This window comes from Streptomyces sp. NBC_00005 (assembly GCF_045160215.1).
GTDB lineage: Bacteria > Actinomycetota > Actinomycetes > Streptomycetales > Streptomycetaceae > Streptomyces.
Genome location: NZ_CP108316.1, coordinates 5,915,857 through 5,930,738 on the forward strand (window position 1 = coordinate 5,915,857; position 14,882 = coordinate 5,930,738).

Sequence of the window (14,882 nt, forward strand, 5' to 3'; positions counted from 1 at the left end):
ATTGGGTACGGCGTTGACGCACACTGCTCGAAATGACCGGTGTGCCGGGGTATTTGTCGACACGAAGAAGGGCCCCGCAGCGGTCTGCGGGGCCCTTCTTCGTCAACCTGGGTGAATTACCCGGGATGGGCGTTTCGGAGCTGCCGTCCGGCGCGGCCTCAGTCGGTGAGGCGCTCGCCGGTGGAGGTCGAGAACACGTGGGTCTCGCCCGGCCGCGGCACGACGTGCAGCGTGGCGCCCTTCTCCGGCACCCGGCGGCCCTCGACGCGGACGACCAGGTCCTTCGTCTCGCCGCTGACCTCGGCGGTGCCGTAGACGTAGCCGTCGGCGCCGAGCTCCTCGACGACGTTGACGGAGACCGCGAGGCCGGCCGGAGCGTCCTCGGTGTCCTTCGACAGGGACGCGGCGACGCCGCCGCCGTTCTCCTCGACGATGTCGAAGTGCTCGGGGCGGACACCCACGGTGACCGTGCGGTCACCCTTGTCGGAGGCGGCCTTGAGTGCGTCACGGTTGACCGGGACGACGCTGTTGCCGAACTTCACGCCGCCGTCGGTGATCGGCACCTCGACCAGGTTCATGGCGGGGGAGCCGATGAAGCCGGCGACGAAGAGGTTGGCGGGGCGGTCGTACATGTTGCGCGGCGAGTCGACCTGCTGGAGCAGACCGTCCTTGAGTACGGCCACGCGGTCGCCCATCGTCATGGCCTCGACCTGGTCGTGGGTGACGTAGACGGTGGTGATGCCGAGACGGCGCTGCAGCGAGGCGATCTGCGTACGGGTGGACACACGGAGCTTGGCGTCCAGGTTGGACAGCGGCTCGTCCATGAGGAAGACCTGCGGCTCACGCACGATGGCGCGGCCCATCGCGACACGCTGACGCTGACCACCGGAGAGCGCCTTCGGCTTGCGGTCCAGGTAGTCGCTCAGGTCGAGGATCTTCGCCGCCTCCTCGACCTTCTTGCGGATCTCCGCCTTGTTGACGCCGGCGATCTTGAGCGCGAAGCCCATGTTGTCGGCGACCGACATGTGCGGGTACAGCGCGTAGTTCTGGAACACCATGGCGATGTCCCGGTCCTTCGGCGGCAGGTGCGTGACGTCGCGCTCACCGATGCGGATGGCGCCGGCGTTCACGTCCTCGAGCCCCGCGAGCATGCGGAGCGAGGTGGACTTGCCACAGCCGGACGGACCGACGAGGACGAGGAACTCGCCGTCCCCGACCTCGATCTCCAGACCATCGACGGCGGGCTTCTCGGTGCCCGGGTAGATCCGGGTCGCCTTGTCGAACGAAACAGTGGCCATGGTGAAGGGCCCCCTTCTACCGGCAGGAACGTGCCGGACGATCCGTTGTAGGAAGGTGGTGGTGTAGTCCACAAGAGTGAACTGGCTCAGGACGGTACCTGGCGTTTGCCTGATCTGTCAGTACCTACGGGGCTGTGAACTTCGCGGAAATTTTCGACAGGGGGCCGCTGGGACCTGGGTACACTGCACGGGCACGTGCGCGACGCACGCGTGCAGGCCTCCTTAGCTCAGCTGGTCAGAGCGCCGCTCTTGTAAAGCGAAGGTCGTCGGTTCGAATCCGACAGGGGGCTCCATCACTGCCAGGGACAACGCCCCCGCGATCATGGATCACGGGGGCGTTGACGGCAGTTCTTGACGGCAGTCCCTCTTAACGGCGCCGTTTGAGCAGGCGGTCCATGTGGCCCATGGCCTCCCGTCGGTCACCGTCGCTCACGTGCGTGTAGACGTTCATCGTCACCGCGATCTGGGAGTGCCCAAGGATCTCCATCACGGTCCGGGGTGCGACGCCGGCCGCGAAGAGCAGCGACGCGCATCCGTGGCGGGTGTCGTGCAAGCGGACCTGGGGGAGGCCTGCGGAAGACGAGATCCGCAGGAACGACCGGTACAGGTTCCGGGGCTCGATCGGCCGGCCGCTCCGCGTGGTGAACACGTGATCACTCTCGTGCCAGTCCACGCCGGTAGCCGCACGCCGGTCCGCTTGCCGTAGACGCTGCCACCGGAGCGGCGCCACGCACATCAACGGAATCGGGATCACCCGCGCTCGCCGGTTCTTGGTCGTATCGAGGTACAGCTCTTTGCCGCCACGGTTCAGCGTGGTCCGGACCGTAAGGATGCGTCGGTCAAGGTCTACGTCCCTCCACTGCAATCCCAGGATCTCGCCGCGCCGCAGACCGAGTGCGACCGCCAGGACGAACGCCGTATACAAGGGGTCGGTCCGCGCGGCTTCCAGGAACGTCAAGGTCTCATCCAACGACCAGGGGTGCAGTTCGCGCGACTCGACGCGCGGGGCAGGCACCAATTGCACGACGTTGCGACTGATCAGCTCCTCTCGGCACGCGGCCGTCAGAGCCGTGCGCAGCACGCGGTGCGCCTCTTTCGCGGTAGCCGCCGATGCCTGCGCGGTGACTTCCGAGATCATCCGCCGGACGTTCGCCGTGCTCAGCGACTCCAGCCGACGGCTGCCCAACAGGGGTACGAGGTAGAGCCGTACGTGCATCTCGTACTTCACATACGTGGTGCGCTTCCGGTTGTGCTTGATGTGCGTCTCCAGCCAGTACGGCAGCCACTCGGAGAGTTTCGCGGACCGGGAAGGCGTCGGGATTCCCTGTCGGTCGCGGCGAACGAGTTCCTGGCGCTTCTCGTCGCACTCCTCCCAGGTGGAGCCGTAGACCGTCTTGCGCTTGCGGGTGCCGTCAGGCTGCCAGACGTAGACGCGCGCCTCGAAGCGCCCGTCCTTGCGCTGCCAGATGCTGCCGGCGCCGTTCGGGTTCCTCTTACGGGGTGCCATCAGGCTGCGTTCTCCTCGATCTGTTCCTGAATGAAGGCGCGCAGGCTGTCGGGAGCGACGCGCCGCGCGCGCCCGACGGTGAAGCTCGCCAACTGACGGGATCGAATGAGGTCGTAGACCTTGCTGCGGCTCAGGCGCAGAGCGGTCATGACCTCGGGGACGGTGAGTGCTTGGGGCTCGCTCGGGACGGCGGTAAGCACGTCGAACCTCCGTGAGAGGCGGGGGCCTTGTCGGCCCCTTCTGGTGAATCCGCAACATCCGCCACGCCGCAACATTGCTGGTCAGCGGCTTGAATCTGTGGCGGATGCCGTTTCTGTTGCGGATAGGTCCCGCCGCGCAGGGTGGCGCGGCGGGACCTATCCGGGTATGGCTGGTCAGCCGGCGATGCGGAGTTGGCGTGTGTCGGTTTCCGCGGACATGTGGCGGCTCTCGGAAGGGGTATCCGCCACAGATTCACCCCCGTTGACCTGCGATGTTGCGGACGTTGCGGATGTTGCGGACTTTCCGGGGTCCGGGGGGCAGTAACGGGCCCAGGCGTCGCTGAGATCCTCCGCGTAGTAGCCCTTCGGGGTGCCGCTGCCCACCCGGATACCGCGCGGCTTGATGGGGGTGTTGTCGGGGCGCACGTACTGGCTCAGGAGCCTGGACAGAGTCCGCGCGGTGAGGGGCTTGATGCTCTGCCCGTCCTCGCTCATGTCGGCCCACGGGGCGTCATCGAGGGAGAGGAGGACTTCGAGGATGGCGGCGGTGGGCATGCGGTCGGCCCCGCAGTACACCTTGTCGCGTAGGTCTGTCAGCAGCCGAACCCCAAGAGATGCCTCACCGCCCTGCGAGGCGGCCTTGATGAGTGCGATGCAGGCGGCGCGGGCCCGCTCGGGCCAGTGCCCGCCAGCCGCATCTGCGACCGCGAGCAGCGGCTCCCACACGTCGGCGGGCCGGTCCGAGACGCCCTCGGGCATCTCCGGCCACGCGTCCGCGATCTGGTCGTGGATGGTGTCGGTCCATTCCGCGAGCCGGTCTCGCAGGATGTGGCCTTGCTTTTCGTGGACGCGGCGCCGGTAGGGCTCGCACTTCTCGTTGGGCGCCTTCTTCCGCATGCGGATGATGACGGAGCGGGTCAGGATCGTGTCGGGCAGCGAGCCGAGTCCGGCCATGGCGACCGCGCAGAACGAGTCGAACCAGCCTGCTTTCTGGTCGGATCCCTCTCCGACGCAGCGCAGGGACTTGGCGCCGCGCCGGTAGCCGGAGTTGAGGAAGCCGCGGACCTCTTCGTTCCCGCCGGCCTTGGGCCCGAACACGGTGTCGATCTCGTCGAACAGCAACGTCGGCGTTCCCGCATCGGCCGCTACCAGCCGGAACAGGGCGTTGGCGGATGCGTTGACGGTGGTCGCAGCGCGCGGGGTGAGCGTCTCGATGATCTCCAGTGCCCGCGACTTCCCCGATCCCGGTTCGGGGGACAGGAATGCGATGCGGGCGGTGCCGTCGAGCGCCTCGATCAGGTGAGCGTGCGCGTCCCACAAGGCGACGGCGGTGTAGGCGTGTTCGGTGGGAAAGACGTTGAAGCGGCGGTGGAACGCTTCGACCTCGTCGAGCAGGGCCGCGCCGTCGATGGACCGCGCGGGCCGGTTGATGCTGGTCATGCGGCGTTCCTCCCTTCCTGGAGAGTGCGGAGCGGGCACGTGTCGCGATGGGCGGCGTGGTCGTCGATCAGGGCGAGCACTTTGCGGTGGCCGATGGCGCTGCGGTCGCGGCCGCACAGGCATTTCGAAGTAGCCGTCGGGACGGCGCCGCGCGGGGCAGCGATGTGAAGCCACGCGATGGGCCGGCGCCCGTCGTCGTACTGCGACTCAGGGCGAAGAGCTGAAGGGACGCCCTGACGGGCGACGTCTTTCGGCTCGCCTAGGGCCGGCGTGTCCATGAGCTGGGGAGCGACCGGCGCCGGGTGGTGGCCGGTGAGGCTCTTAGTAGGCGGGGGGTTGCTCATGCCGCCCTCCCACCAGGGGCGTTGTGGGCGATGGACCAGTCCAGACCACGCGTGATCACGTCGTCGTAGTAGCGCTGGGACTGTGTCGCGTTGCCCGATGCCGCCCTACTAAGAGCCTCCTCAACCTCCCCGCGGTCGAGGTCGCCGGACGCGATCAGCCGACCCAGTGCCCGCGCGGCTCGCAGCAGCGTGACGTTGCGGGTGCCGGCCGCGGCCGTGGCCACGTTGTCCACCTCGCCCCGAAGCGCCGCCGCGGCGTACCCGCTTGCGCGGGTCGTCACGGGTGCCGCGCTGCCGTGCGAGGGCCGTGGGCGAGGCTTGAGCAACTCGTGTAGCCAGTTGGGCAGCATGGCCGGGGGCCGGTCGTCGAGGATCTCGTAGGTGCCGTCCGGGGTGGTGCTGCCGGGGGCGACGACGTACCCGCCCCACCCGCGGGTGTCGATCTTCTTCGCGAGCCGTCCGGCGGTGTTGTGCAGCCGGATTCCGGGGGGTTGGGTGAAGTACAGGTGCTCTCCACCGCGTGCGGTCCGCACCCGGTAGGTATCGGGGACGGTCTGCTCGGCGCGCTCGCAGAGCGCCGCGAATGAAGTGGCGCCGTCAGGCGTTCCTTTCGGGTCTTCGGGCTTGAGCGTGTCCAGGTCGACGACCAGAAGCCCGGAGGGGCCGGTAGCGATGCCGACGTTGTAGGGCCGTTGGGCCCATGCGGCGGTGAGGAGTGCGGTGTCGGTAGTGGCGCGCTGCTCGGGGGTCTTGTGCCCGTCGACGCAGCGTCCGGTGCGGGGACAGTACTTCTCCGCGTGGCCGGCGGGCCGCTTGTCGTGGGGGTGCAGCAGGAGGACGGGCCAGCCGCGTTCTGCGGCTTCCAGCGCCGCGTAGAGAAGCGCGGAGCGGGCGTCATGGGTCATGCTGGATGACTCCAGTTCCTTAGATGGATGCTGGCTGGCAAGGGCGGCCCCGCTTCTTTGGCGAGAGGGAGGGGCCGCCCTTGGCGTAGCTATCGGTCGGTGCTGCGCTGCCAGGGTTCGCAGCGCCGGGATCCGGGGGTGAGGCCTGCGGCGAGCAGGTCCTCGTAGTCGATGCCGGTGCACGGGCGCCATTCCTCGCGCCCCTGGGGGGTGAGCCAGAGGGTCATCCCGTCGAGGTCGCAGTGCGGGCAGTCGGTGTGGCTGCCGCGCAGTTCGGCGGTGATGTACAGGCGGGTCTTGGCGCGGTCGCGTGTGGGGTAGCGGCGCACGGAGGTTGCGTCGACGCTGCCGAGGATGGCTTGGGCAATCTGAGGCAGGTCCGGGCTGTCGCAGATGACGCGGATCTCGAACACGGGACTCCCTGGGGTTACTTGGAGCGGGCGAGTTTGAGGGTGATGCCGCCGGCACCGATGGGCCCGGCGGCGCCGCCGATAACGGTCGCGGTGTGCGCGGCGACGTCCATGAGCCAGCACAGCGCGGCGACCACGCCCCACGTGCCGAGCGCGACGGCCCCGGCGATCGCGAACGGGATCAGTAACCGCTGCCACGGGAAGGCGGGCGGGTTGTCGTTGACGACGAACACGACCGGCTGTCCGGTCGCCTGCGCCTGCTGGTAGACGTCGGCGGGGATGTGCGGGGCCATCTGGCCGGGCGGGATGTGCTGGCTCATTTCAGGCTCCCTTCGGGTGTACCGCGGGCCCGCGCCAACAGGTGGCGCGGGCCCGCGCGGTGGGTGGTGTGCTTGTCGCGTTGCTTGTCGTCTTCCTTGTCGTGCGACTTGTCGTCTGGCTTGTCGCTTGTCTTGTCTTGTCGCTTGTCGCCTCCCAGGTCACAAGCCGTTTCCGAGGCTCCAGGCCCGGTAGGCGGCATGTGGTGAGGAGGGGGCGACAAGCGACAAGTGATCAGTCGTCGGACGCGTGCGTGCGGTGGATGTAGCGGGCCTTGGTGCCCTCCCCGACGCGGACGGCGGTGCCGTCCTTCACCCACTCTTTGAGCCAACCGACGACCGTCTGACGGTTCGTGCCGTACTGGTCCACGAGCGCGCGGGCGATCGCGGAGGCTCCGGTGCCCTCCCTTCCGGCGGCCAGCAGCGCGGCGAGCGCGGCCTGTTGGGCGGGGCTGTCCTGCTCGCCCCGCAGCGCGGACAGGTTCAGCCCGGACGCCTGAGTCGGCCCGCCCGGCAGACCCGGGATCCCGTCCTCGTCGGTGTGCGGGGCGGGGGCGGTGGCGAACTGTGCGTCGATCTCCGCACGGAAACGGCGCAGCATCTCGTCTTCCGGTGAGACCGGTGCCGCCTCCTGCTCGCGCAGAGCCGACAGGTTCAGCCCCTCCCCGGGGCCGGGTACGAGGTCGTCACCGTCGTCCACGGCGGTGAGATCCCGCATCCATGCGATGCGGTCGGCATCCCAACGGCGGGCGTACGCGGCTCCGGCCGCCTTGGCGGAGACGTCGTCCAGTCGCGGGTGTCGATCGGAGGTGGCGGCGGTGATCTCGCGGATCTGGTTGGGCAGGATCCGCCACGCCTTGAACAGCGCCGCCGGGGACTCCGGAGTGCCCATGAACCCAGCCCCCTTGTACGGGGCCTGCTCGACGCGCAGCCCGCGCCGGCCGGGGAACATCTTCCCCAAGTCCATGCCCTCGGTCTCGCCACCGGTGAGGGCGACGCGGACCTTGCCCTCGCGGCGGATCATCAGGTTGCCCAGCACGCTGCCGGTCGCCCCGAGCGCAGTGAGGACGGTGCGCACGCCCATGGCGCGCAGCATCCGGATGACTTCCAGGATCTTCTTCGCGAGCTGCTTCATCTGCCGGTCGGTGCTGACCAGGATCTCCGCGCCCTCGTCGATGACCAGCATGATCTGAGGAATCTTCGAACTGATGGGGAGCAGGTCGGTGTTGGCCTTGGCCAGCAGGTCCTGATACGCCTTCTTGCGATGCAAGCCGATGGCCAGGGCGGTATCGAGCATCAGCATGGCCTCTTCATACGAGGCGGCCAGCCAGTCGATGCCGGGGCGGACGGGCTTGCCGTCCTCCCGCTCGATCTCGCCGTTCAGTGCGGGCAGCACCCACGGCAGGCCAGCCGATCCGGCGTTGAGGTCGATCACGAAGGTGAGGACGTCGTCGGCGCGGGCGAAGCTGGCCAGGATGTCGTGCACCATGTTCGTCTTGCCCGAGCCGGTCGGCCCGACCACCAGCGCGCACTGCTCGCGCAGGAACGCGGAGACCACTTCCCCGTTGGTGCGCACGCCCCACGGCAGGCCGGTGAGAATGCTCAGGCGGCTGTAGTCGTCGGGGTAGGGGCAGTCTTCTTTGAGGACGTTGACGGTGGTCACGTCCAGGATGGTGCGGCCCTGGTGGATTCCGGGGGTGGCGGCGGCGGTGCAGCCGTGCGGCAGTTTGGCGTCCGCGGACAGGGCCACGGAGTGCTGCGCGATCCGGTCGTAGGTGACGCCGCCCTGCGGCTCCAGATCCAGGGAGTAGCCGGTACCGGTGGGCCACATCTCGACCGCGAGGACGCGCACGGTGATGTTGCAGATCCGCTGGATCCGTTCCACCCACTCCGCGGCGATCGCCCGCCGCTCCGCGGACAACTCCCGCGCAATCTCCCGCTGTTCAGCCGCGAGCGCCTCCTCCTCGCGCGCCTCCTCGTACAGGGCGGCGGAGCGGGCGGCGGCGCCGATACCGACACCGATGGTGGCGAGCGAGCCGAGCGCGGCCCACGTCAGCGGCCCGTGGGTCATGGCCCACGTGGTCCATCCGGCGCCCACGAGCCAGGAGGCGGCGCGGGTGGCGAGGGTGCGGCCGGCGTTGCGCACCCGCAGGCCAACGACGGTGTGACCGAGGGCGCCGGCGGCGCCGACGGCGAGGGCCCAGCCGGGGGGCATGGCGGTGGCGGCGCCGGTGGTGGCGACGGCGAAGGCTCCGGTGGTCGCGGACAGGGCGCCGGTCACGGGTCCGTGACCGGCACTCCAGTCCAGCACCGGGCCACTGCTTTGGTGTTTGGCGGTGGCGGTGCTGCTCATCTCAGACGTTCCAGCCCTTCTCGGCCTCGGTGCCGTTGCGGGGGTCCTCGTGGCGGGCGATGTCCTGCTCATGCGCCTGCCGGAACAGCGGCCCCATGTCCTCCGCGACGGCGACGGCGCTCATCACGGCGCCGAAGATGTCGTTGAAGCCGTCCGCGACTTCCTTCTCCAGCGGGAACTCACTGTCGGAGCGCTCCGCGAGGATCTTCATAACGTTCGCCACGCTGGTCAGCGCGGCCGGCAGGCCCTCGACCATGGCGAGGATCTCCATGGCGTTGTCGGGGTCGTAGGCGTTGGCGGCCTGCTCCATCTCGGAGGCGGCCTCTTCGAACCGGAAACCGGACACGTGCTCTCCTTCACTCACCTCGGGGAACGTGCTGGTGGGGCAGTTGGCCGCGGGCCGCTGGACGCTGTCCGCGATGCCTTCCGTGCCGTCCTGCTCTGCCTCCGCATCGGCGGCGGCCTCCTGCTCGCGCAGGGTCTTGCGGGTGTTCTCATCCCGGTCCGCGCGCTGCTCGCCCGCGGTCTGCACCATCCGCCGGAACAGGCGCCGGCCGGGGTGCATCAGGGCCGGGATGCGGAGCTTGCGGCCGATCCACGTGCTCAGGCAGCCGATCAGCCCGACCGGCAGCGCCAGCAGCGCGGCGAGCAGGCGACGCCCGTGGAAGCGGGCCGCGGACCGGCGCAGCGCCTTGCGGGCCGCCCGGCGGGCCGGAGCCTTACGGACGTTGGCGCGCCCCGCGGCGACCGCGCCGCCGTTCTTGGCGTCACGCTTGGTGCGCTGCTTGGCGATGGCCGCATCGCGCGCGGCCCGCGCCTTACGGACGGCACCACCCATGAGGCGGCCCGCCAGACCGGCCCGCTTGCCCAACCTGCTGTTGCTGGCCGCGGCTTTGGCGTTGCGGCGGGCATCGGCGACCGCGCGCCGCGCGTTCGTGGTCTGTGCCCGCTGCCCGGCCCGCGAGCCTGACGCGGCCTTCTGTGCGGTACGCAGGGCCTTGACCTGCCCGACCCGGCCCGCAGCCTTACCCGTACCGCGAGCCGCGTGCTTGGACAGGCTGTGACCGGTCTTGCTGGGAGTCTTTCCACTGGTCGCCGTGCCGGTGCCACGGCGGTGCTGGCCGGGTACCTTGCCCGACCGGCCACCGGAGCGACCGGCCCGTGAGCCGCCCGAACGACTCCCGGAGTTCCCGCGAGTGCCCGCACCCCTGCTCCGCAGACCAGCACTGCGGGCAGCGGAACGGCCGGCAGCGCGCGCAGCGGCGCGGCGCGCCTCCCGGCGGGAGTTGGGCCTACGCGAGCGGGTGACGGCGACCGTGCCGAGCATCACCATCCCGGTAGCGGCGACGGCCGCGGCGGTCGGCCCGCCGGCCAGGGAAGCGGCGGCGACCGCGCCAACCGTGCCGTTTGCGCCGGACAGGGCGAGCGGGACGATCGGCCACCCACCGGGCGTGTGCTCCACCTCCTTCACGTCCTGCGCCTTGGTGGGCGGGGTGTCGGGCGGCGGGGGCGGTGTGGTCGGGGCAGCCTGAACGGCTACCGCCTCGGTGCTGAGTTCCGTCATGCTGTGAGCACTCCTTAAGGGGAGTAGGGCCCGGCCGAAGCTGTAGGAGGCGTGCGGCCGGGCCTGCCGAATTTGGGGAACGGTGCAGCTCAGTGGCTGCGGTGCGGGTGATGGGCGGCGATCTCCTGGCAGCGCCGGTTCTCCGTGCTGTCCGTGTGGGTCAGGCGCACCTGGAAGTCGCAGTTGGGCCGCGTGCAGCGATGCGTGGTCGTCGACCACGCACCGATCACGTGGAAGAACAGGCTGGAGAAGGTGGACAGGCACGAGGCGGCGCAGGCCATCAGCAGCGCGAGCGGCACGCCGTAGCCGGACAGCCGCACCCCGATCACGATGGCCAGCGCCCCGCTGACAGCGACGGCGCCGGTGATGAGGACGCGATGACGTGTGTCTTTCACTCGAACTCCCTTAATCGGGTGGGGTGTTCAGGCGGCGCACTGTTCCTCGGGGAAGGCGCAGGTCACGCACATGCCGAGTGAGGCGGGGATGACGTAGCCGGCATCCCGCCGGCACTCGGGGCAGGTGCGCCGTGCCGTGTTGGCTTTGGCCAGGGCCGCCCATTTCGCGGGCGTCATCGGCCGTACGGGCTTGGCCTTGTCGATCTCGTACAGGTAGGCGACCAGCGGGCCGCGGCGATATCGCGGGCGCTCGACCTGCGCGACGACATCCTGCCCGCCGGGCCTCAGACCGCGCGCCCGCAGCTGTCGGACCGTCGCCAGTCCGTCCGGGGCCAGGCGCCATGAGTAGATGGGGACGGAGGCCATCAGTTGCTCGCGATGGCCAGGCCCGCCCCGCTGGTGCTGGGGTCGCGGTGTTCGGCGTAGCGGGCAGACACCCATCCGACCGACCAGCCGCACAGCTCCGCGGCCGACCGCACCGACAGCCCCGCCTCGAACGCGGCAGCGACGATCTGGCGGGCTTCGTCTTCGGGCAGCTTGCCCGCGGCGGGGCCGCGCTCCAGCAGCGCGTCGCGGTCACGCGTCAACCGCTGTTCGCGTTCGCGCTGTTCACGCTCCGCCTGCTCGCGACCCTGGTGTTCACGGCGTTCGCGGTCCTGTTCACGCTGTTCACGCTCGCGTTCACGGCGTTCACGCTCAGCCCGATCCGCAACATCGCGGGCCGCCTGAAACTCGCGCTCCTCGCGCGCCCGGCGCTCCTCCCGCTCCGCCTGCTCACGGACCAAGAGGGCTTCGTGCTCACGCTGTTCACGCGCCAGTGCCGCGGCGCGCTCACGCTCTTCCAGCGCCTCCTGGCGGGCCCGCTCAGCCCGTTCCCGCTGCTTCTGTTCGACCTGCTCGCGCTCAGCCTTCTGTGCCGCTTCCAGGGCGCTGACGGCCGTGGCGATGGCGCGCCGATAGGCGAGTCCGGTCTCCGCGGTGACGATCAGCAGCAGCGGTGCCACCGCGTGGACAGCCATGCCCACCAGGTCGTTTTTCAGTGCGGAGTCGGCGGTGTTGAGGGCGAGCGTCATGAGCCCGGTCATCCACCGCAGCACTACCGGCCACCGCCCGCCGTGCCCGCCCAGGCGAGCCAGCACGTCATCGAGCTTGACCACGATGACCACCGCGGCATCCACCACGAGCGGCAGGATCGGGGCCGTCCAGTCCCACCGGTCGGCAGTGTGCTTGGCCATCAACGGCGTGACCGTCAGGACCGAGTAGAGCATCGCCCCGAACACGATCAACCACGTGCCCACCGACAACGCCCGTTCCGCTGAACGGATATGAACAGCGTTCACGCGGCGCCCCCGACCGGCTCCGGGGCGGGCATGAACGCCCGGCGGAACCCGTTCGGGATGCCCACCTGAATGAACGCTTCGATGCGCCAGGTGACCTGACTGGCCGGGCGTTCATCGGAGGGCACCCATCCGTCGGCGGGCGCGCCGTGCGTTGCGGTGTCGGCGTAGGCGTCCTCGCGGGAGCGGTAGATCGTGTGAGGCTCGCCGTAGTACATCAGTAGGAACAGAGACCGGCCGGCGCGCCGCGCCTCGTCCAGCTCCTCCCGCAGTTGGCGGATGGCGATGTCGTTCAGGAGGAGTTCCTTCTGCGCGGCGGCGAGTTCCTCCAGCGCAAGGGACAGGATCGCGCTCACCTCGGACGTGGCCGTTTCCGCCTGCTCCGCGCGGGCGGTGACAGCGAACAGCTCCCGCACGTGCTCGCCGAACGCCTCGTTCGCAGCGGTGCTGGCCTGCCGGGCGTGCTCGCGAGCCGCGCTCGCATCGGCCTCCAGCCGCTCCAGGCGGGCCGCGGTGACCATGCGGATCATGCCGCCTCCCCCGCCGCAACACGGTTGGCGACCTCGCGCCGCGCGGCCAGGACCTTGCTCGCCGCCCGGCGCAGCCGACGCTCACCGAGCGCGGACACCGGCCGGTCCAGCAGTGCGATCTGTACGTCCAGCAGCTCCAGCTCCGCGTCGATCAGCGGCGCCTCAGCCTCGATGGCGTCCAGCTCCGCGTCCGTGGGCTCCATGAACGGAGCGAACGCGGTAACAGCCTCCTGAACAGTGACGATGTGCTTCATGGGTCGTGACTCCCTAGTCGAAGGAACGGCCCGTATCGCGGCCCCGGGTCTAGCCACCCGGGGCCGCTCGCCGTTGTGGAACCAGCAGGTACCGGCTCCCTGCAACCCCGTCCGTACGACCCCGAAGGGCCGGACGGACGGAGGAGGCAACCGGCCGCAGCCAGCCCGAAGCCGGGTGCTGCGGCGGAAGTTGTAGAGCGCGCGGCCAGTGGCCGCGCGGTCCGTCTTTTCGAGTCGGGCAGACGGGGCCCGCGATCTTCGCCCTTGTCTCACCTGTGCGCATTAATCACGTGTCCGCCCGGTGAGGGGCGGCATGGGAAAAGGTGCGTGCTGCTCGCACAGGCAGGGCCTACGGCTTGTCGCTGTTGCCTGATCCCGGGTGACCAGAGGACGCCACCTGTTCGGCACCCCTCCGCAGATCTCTTGCTCGGAGGCGTAGGCGCGTCATGGCTCCGGGGCCATCTGTTCAGTTCTCAATCAATTCGCGCTTCCTTCGTACTCACCCCTGCGGGCTTTCCTCCGGGCGCTGTCAGCACAGGTGGGCACACTTGGAGGTGTTGCACCACCTGCTCAGCTTGTTGGTACAAGCTGATGCAGTGATGCTGCACCCACGGACCGTGAGCCGTCAAGCCTTTGGGGGCTGCATGTACCAACAAGTTGCGCGAGTGCGTCATGATGAGGGCATGAACAAGCAGCCGAAGTACCGGCAAGTGGCCGACGTCCTGCGCCGAGAGATCGCCAACGGCGTCTTCCCGCCGGGGGCGCGGCTGCCCTCTGAGAATGACCTCCAGGAGCGATTCGACGCGTCCCGGAACACAGTCCGCAACGGGCTAAGCCTGCTGGTCAGCGAGGGTCTGATCACGTCGAGCCAGGGACTCGGCTACGACGTCAAGTCCCATGAGGTGTTCAAGCTGAACGCGTCCAGGTTCGAGAACCTGGACTTCCCGCAGAACGGCGACTCGTACAACACCGACGTGACCAACGCCGGTCGCCGACCGCACCAGACGTTCCGCGTTGAGATGCTGCCGGCGGCGGAAGACATCGCCGATCGGCTGGAGGTCACCGCAGGTACGAAGGCTGTATTGCGGTTTTGTCATCGCTATGTGGACGACGTTCCTTGGTCCACGCAGGCCACCTACTATCCGTCGTGGCTGGTCGACAAGTCGCCGCGTTTGGCTGAACCAGGAGACATCGAGGAGGGAACCACGCGGTACCTCGCTGCCAGAGGGATCGAGCAGGTGGGGTACTTCGACGAGATCGCGGCGCGTATGCCGACCCCGGAGGAAGCGCGCCTGTTGGAGATTGGGGCGGGGGTTCCGGTGCTTCTCTGGACGCGTACGGGCTACTCGGCGGACCGCCCCATCCGATGCACCATCACGACCTTCAGGGGCGACCTCAACCAGATGAACTACGAGATCGGCAACCTGTCCGCCCGAAGTGAGAACGAGCCTCAGTGAGAATCGTCGCAGCTCAACCCCAGGATGTGTCCAAGCTGCTGGCCTTCCGAGAGGAGGCAGCAGCTTGGCTTTCCCGACTCGGCTCTGATCAATGGCAACGTCCGTATCCGGCGGACAAGCTGTTGGAGACGATCGAGGCGGGGACCGTCTTCATGGTCAAGGACGGCAACACCACAGCGGGAACCATCACGCTCACTCGTGAGGCAGAGGCTGGACTCTGGACGGATGAGGAACTGACCGAGCCTTCGCTGTTCATCAACAAACTGACAGTCGCCCGGACACACGCTGGCCAGAACGTCGGCGGGCGCCTGCTCGATTGGGCTGGAGATCGCGCCTACCGTGCGGGGGGTAAGTGGCTCCGCCTGGACGCCTGGACCACGAATACGGGTTTGCAGGAGTACTACCTTCGTCTGGGATTCGAGCATGTTCGGACAGTCGTCGAAGGGGTCGCGGTCAACGGCGGCCCACGGGTCTCAGGGTGGCTCGCTCAACGCGCAGCACGACCGACGGAGCACGGATTCGCGGACGAAACCGCAGCTCCGAGCCCCGTGGCCTGACGGCACTTTTTGAC

At 69.0% G+C, this 14,882-nt stretch carries 16 protein-coding genes and 1 tRNA gene; 3 read left to right on the plus strand and 14 right to left on the minus strand.

Features of this window, described 5'->3' with window-relative positions:
• Nucleotides 1-158 precede the first annotated feature (158 nt).
• Nucleotides 159-1,298 (minus strand): ABC transporter ATP-binding protein, encoded by a 1,140-nt coding sequence (locus OG303_RS27215; protein ID WP_405871566.1) that lies wholly within the window; start codon nt 1,296-1,298, stop codon nt 159-161.
• A 216-nt stretch (nt 1,299-1,514) separates the two neighbouring features.
• Here OG303_RS27215 and OG303_RS27220 point away from each other — a divergent pair.
• Nucleotides 1,515-1,591: transfer RNA gene (locus OG303_RS27220), tRNA-Thr, on the plus strand.
• 74 nt (nt 1,592-1,665) lie between these two features.
• Here the strand turns inward: OG303_RS27220 and OG303_RS27225 are convergent.
• From OG303_RS27225 to OG303_RS27285, 13 genes are all read right to left on the minus strand, one after another.
• Nucleotides 1,666-2,805 carry a tyrosine-type recombinase/integrase gene (locus OG303_RS27225; RefSeq protein WP_405871567.1) on the minus strand — a complete coding sequence of 380 codons (1,140 nt, stop codon included), beginning with the start codon at nt 2,803-2,805 and terminating at the stop codon, nt 1,666-1,668.
• Nucleotides 2,805-3,005 (minus strand): helix-turn-helix domain-containing protein, encoded by a 201-nt coding sequence (locus OG303_RS27230; RefSeq protein WP_405871569.1) that lies wholly within the window; start codon nt 3,003-3,005, stop codon nt 2,805-2,807. The genes OG303_RS27225 and OG303_RS27230 overlap by 1 nt, the downstream gene beginning before the upstream one ends.
• 174 nt (nt 3,006-3,179) lie before the next feature.
• The gene (locus OG303_RS27235) at nt 3,180-4,445 is read right to left on the minus strand and encodes a DUF3631 domain-containing protein (protein ID WP_405871570.1); all 1,266 of its coding nucleotides are present in this window, start codon (nt 4,443-4,445) and stop codon (nt 3,180-3,182) included.
• A gap of 340 nt (nt 4,446-4,785) precedes the next feature.
• Nucleotides 4,786-5,694 (minus strand): bifunctional DNA primase/polymerase, encoded by a 909-nt coding sequence (locus OG303_RS27240; protein ID WP_405871571.1) that lies wholly within the window; start codon nt 5,692-5,694, stop codon nt 4,786-4,788.
• Between the two features lie 89 nt (nt 5,695-5,783).
• A complete protein-coding gene (locus OG303_RS27245; protein ID WP_405871573.1) occupies nt 5,784-6,107 on the minus strand; it encodes a hypothetical protein in 324 nt (107 codons plus the stop codon).
• A gap of 14 nt (nt 6,108-6,121) precedes the next feature.
• Nucleotides 6,122-6,424 carry a hypothetical protein gene (locus OG303_RS27250; protein WP_405871574.1) on the minus strand — a complete coding sequence of 101 codons (303 nt, stop codon included), beginning with the start codon at nt 6,422-6,424 and terminating at the stop codon, nt 6,122-6,124.
• Nucleotides 6,425-6,656: 232 nt separating this feature from the next.
• A complete protein-coding gene (locus tag OG303_RS27255; protein ID WP_405871576.1) occupies nt 6,657-8,774 on the minus strand; it encodes an FtsK/SpoIIIE domain-containing protein in 2,118 nt (705 codons plus the stop codon).
• A gap of 1 nt (nt 8,775) precedes the next feature.
• On the minus strand, nt 8,776-10,338 hold the full coding sequence (locus OG303_RS27260) for a hypothetical protein (RefSeq protein ID WP_405871578.1): 1,563 nt from the start codon (nt 10,336-10,338) through the stop codon (nt 8,776-8,778).
• 89 nt (nt 10,339-10,427) lie between these two features.
• Nucleotides 10,428-10,733 (minus strand): hypothetical protein, encoded by a 306-nt coding sequence (locus OG303_RS27265; RefSeq protein ID WP_405871579.1) that lies wholly within the window; start codon nt 10,731-10,733, stop codon nt 10,428-10,430.
• A 27-nt stretch (nt 10,734-10,760) separates the two neighbouring features.
• Nucleotides 10,761-11,099 carry an RRQRL motif-containing zinc-binding protein gene (locus OG303_RS27270; protein WP_405871580.1) on the minus strand — a complete coding sequence of 113 codons (339 nt, stop codon included), beginning with the start codon at nt 11,097-11,099 and terminating at the stop codon, nt 10,761-10,763.
• Entirely contained in the window at nt 11,099-12,073 is a 975-nt protein-coding gene (locus OG303_RS27275) for a DUF2637 domain-containing protein (protein ID WP_405871581.1), read from the minus strand. Before OG303_RS27275 ends, OG303_RS27270 begins: the two co-directional genes overlap by 1 nt.
• Nucleotides 12,070-12,600, minus strand: coding sequence for a hypothetical protein (locus tag OG303_RS27280; protein WP_405871582.1), 531 nt, complete (start codon nt 12,598-12,600; stop codon nt 12,070-12,072). The genes OG303_RS27275 and OG303_RS27280 overlap by 4 nt, the downstream gene beginning before the upstream one ends.
• Nucleotides 12,597-12,854: a DUF6284 family protein gene (locus tag OG303_RS27285; protein ID WP_405871584.1), complete on the minus strand. Its 258-nt coding sequence runs from the start codon at nt 12,852-12,854 to the stop codon at nt 12,597-12,599. Before OG303_RS27285 ends, OG303_RS27280 begins: the two co-directional genes overlap by 4 nt.
• A 683-nt stretch (nt 12,855-13,537) precedes the next feature.
• Here OG303_RS27285 and OG303_RS27290 point away from each other — a divergent pair.
• Entirely contained in the window at nt 13,538-14,311 is a 774-nt protein-coding gene (locus OG303_RS27290; protein WP_405871585.1) for a GntR family transcriptional regulator, read from the plus strand.
• Nucleotides 14,308-14,868: a GNAT family N-acetyltransferase gene (locus tag OG303_RS27295; RefSeq protein WP_405871586.1), complete on the plus strand. Its 561-nt coding sequence runs from the start codon at nt 14,308-14,310 to the stop codon at nt 14,866-14,868. The genes OG303_RS27290 and OG303_RS27295 overlap by 4 nt, the downstream gene beginning before the upstream one ends.
• Nucleotides 14,869-14,882: the final 14 nt, after the last annotated feature.